The organism is Desulfobacula phenolica, assembly GCF_900105645.1.
Lineage (GTDB): Bacteria > Desulfobacterota > Desulfobacteria > Desulfobacterales > Desulfobacteraceae > Desulfobacula > Desulfobacula toluolica.
Map to the genome: position 1 here is coordinate 1 of NZ_FNLL01000019.1, position 3,190 is coordinate 3,190.

Genomic DNA, 3,190 nt, shown 5'->3' on the forward strand with positions numbered 1-3,190 from the left:
ATGAAGAGCTATAAAAATGATAGAATCACTTAATATGCACAAAAATAAACTCATAACGCTTTCTTCTGATTCCTTCTAACGCTTGGGTAACGGGCAGCAAGGGTTTCCGATAAAGCTTATTGAAAGCACATCATTTAAAAGTTTTTCAATCTTCAAAAAGAAGGAGACCCTTGCTGTCCGGTTCACCCGCCTGTTGGCACTATAAGAATATTTGACTCGCGATGCTTATCAAGCAGGAGTCGGCTGTACAACTTCAACGACGTCAGCATCTACCATTTGTTTTTTTATTAATGAAATGAATCGTTTATCGTTAATTAACTTAAGGAATAGATCAATGTTGTTCTCATCAATTATAAATTTACCAGAATCGTCATTTGTTAAATGCCAACCATGTTCATCAACAATATTTTTCATGTCTTCAATGAACTGTTGATCTTCGTAATAACGTGTCTCTTCTGCTGCTACAAGTCGTCTTAGCAGTGTTTTATTTGTCCCTATAGCAACCTTTAAATCATCAACTGAAGCGATAATACCATTTTCTGCTAATTCATGAACTAAAATATCTCTCTTTGCCTCTAGGCCTTTGCGAATATTTAGTCCTAATTCATAGTGCGCTTTGTCACGGATGAATACGTCATTGCCATATGACACAAAATCAAAATAGTCCCGGAATGTGAATGTTCTTTCAACTTCTACCTTCTTAAAATGTCCCTCCCGAAATACCCAGTTTTTAGCAGTTGTTTTTCGTTTTAAATTCCAGCCACCTTTTATCTTGGAGAAAGCATAAAATTTATTTTGCCCACCTGAAAACTCAACAACTAAGGCCCAAGCATTATTAAACTCATTTATATTTATAACAGGCTCATTATCAGCCCCTTCCTTAATCTTGTTAATGATTACGTTGAAATCCGTTTTATCAACAGAGTGAACTAATGCTCTGTCTTCATCTGTATCAATAGTTAACGCAGAGTAAGCAGAAAGTGTTCTAATAGGCTCAATAACATTGTCAAAGCCACAGTAAAATTTTTTTAAAGCTAAATTCAAGTCACCATCAAGTCCCTCAATGGCAGTAGATAATGCCTTATAATGATTAACACCACCCCGACTATATTTCTTAATAACCCATAAACGATTATTTAACTCTTCAAAGTTTTTGTTTTTGATTTGCACCAAAGTTTGTAATTTTTCTTGCATCATATCTACCTTGTTATGAAATTATTCCCATATAATTATTTAACTTTTTATATTTCTCATCTGAATCAGGTAATAAATCGTCTTTTGACAGCATTACACATTCTTTCGTGATTCCACCTTCACTATAGCTACAGTCATACAATCCATAACCTATGGCTGACAGTATAGGATTGATAAATATACTTTGACTTCTTATTGACAACAGACATAAAACACTCAAAAATAAAATTAACGAGGCGATGTCCTGCCACAGATTCAAATCAAACGCAACAAATGATATCATATATGGAATTGTATAGTTAACAACTTCACTCGAACGACTTTTCGCAGTTATGATTCTAATTTCAAATGGATTATTAGTTATGTTGTTAAGCACATATCGTAATAGCAGCAAACTAATTATCGATATTGCAATAAGTGAAATAACAACATTTGCATTTTTAACTGATACCCAATAAGGGAGTACTATTTTATTTATTATGAAGAATGGTTCTTTTAGGACATGTTCATACCAAACAAATTCTTTAATATCTTTAATTATCATTATTAGAAATAATGGAGTATACCCACTAATGAAAATGGCAATTGAAGGTAATAATGTTGTAGTAGTCCTTCTGTGCATTTTAACCTCTGTTTATATTAAAACTCGACTATTGTATCTCACTGAATAGCTGAGAGCGTTTGAACGGCACTGCTGCATTTTTCTGCCCACGACTCGCCAACGTTTGGGTAACGGGCAGCAAGGGTTTCCAATAAAATTCATTGAAAGCACATCATTGAAAAGTTTTTCAACCTTTAAAAAGAAGGAGACCCTTGCTGTCCGGTTCACCCGCTGGTTGGGCTTTTTATGGCATTTATCTTAACCGTATTATTTAGGCTAAATTTCTTCAGAGTCAAAGAAGTCATTATCGATAACCTTTACTTCGTAATAGCTTTTAGTTTGTACACCAACATTGAACTTGTGCATTAAATCAACAAGCTTTGAACCGTCCAGTAAGATTATTTTGTGATGCGCATCCCTGGCTTTCACTTTTGCTTTTTCATCGAAAGATGAAGTGGTTACAAAGATTCCTTTGGTGGTATCCCCGCTCATGGCACCAATAAAGTTTCGTATATCAGTTTCACGAACCTTATTTTCGCTATAACGTTTAGCTTGAATATAGATTTTTTCAAGCCCAAGCTGATCTTCGTTAATTATACCGTCTATGCCACCATCGCCGGATTTTGCTGTTTCTATGAAGTCACCATAACCCATTTTTTTAAGTAACCTTAAAATCATTTTTTCAAACGCATACGGATCAACCTCTTTAAGCTTTGAAAGTAACTCATCCTTTATTTCGCGTTCAATTTGCTCAAAACCTGAATCAATTAAATCTTGCGGGCTTGCATCGGCTTCTATTTTTGTTTTTGATACAGATTTATTTTCTGGTTCATAAAAGGTGATAACATTAGATTGTAAGTCATCAAGAGAAACTTTTTCTGGCTTGATGGATTTTCCTTTATCGGTAATCTGAACATAGCCACGTTGTGGATAATGCACCAGACCGCCCTTTTTTAAGTAAGACTTTCCCCAAGCAATACGATTTTCGATTAAACGATCGCCACTTTTTGTGGTCTGTTCAAGCAGATCTTGCGGCAAGTCAGCATAAAACTGTTCTACGACAATACGAACCAACTCTCGACCTTTGATAATTTCATCATCTTTAAGTACTTCCAATATTGGAAGAAAGGTTTCATTAAACTTCGGTAATTCCATTGATTTTCCGTTCTTTTAGTTTGATTCGAGTGAAGCTCAACGTTTGGGTAACGGGCAGCAAGGGTTTCCAAAAAAGTTAATTAAAAGCACATTATTCAAAAGTTTTTTCAACCGTTAAAAAGAATGAGACCCTTGCTGTCCGGTTCACCCGCCTGTTAGGACTCTTCAATTAAATTACCATAATGAAGTTTTTCACATTCTGGACAAACACCATGACTGAATTGTGCTTCTGAATGTTTT

3 protein-coding genes are annotated in these 3,190 nt (G+C 35.0%); all 3 read right to left on the minus strand.

Annotated elements, in window-relative coordinates; translation table 11 throughout:
• Positions 1–228: 228 nt before the first annotated feature.
• Positions 229–1,197, minus strand: coding sequence for a Kiwa anti-phage protein KwaB-like domain-containing protein (locus BLT94_RS20120; RefSeq protein WP_092238180.1), 969 nt, complete (start codon positions 1,195–1,197; stop codon positions 229–231).
• Positions 1,198–1,207: 10 nt separating this feature from the next.
• Positions 1,208–1,816 (minus strand): hypothetical protein, encoded by a 609-nt coding sequence (locus tag BLT94_RS20125; RefSeq protein ID WP_092238183.1) that lies wholly within the window; start codon positions 1,814–1,816, stop codon positions 1,208–1,210.
• A 255-nt stretch (positions 1,817–2,071) separates the two neighbouring features.
• Positions 2,072–2,950 carry a restriction endonuclease gene (locus BLT94_RS20135; RefSeq protein ID WP_092238188.1) on the minus strand — a complete coding sequence of 293 codons (879 nt, stop codon included), beginning with the start codon at positions 2,948–2,950 and terminating at the stop codon, positions 2,072–2,074.
• Positions 2,951–3,190: the final 240 nt, after the last annotated feature.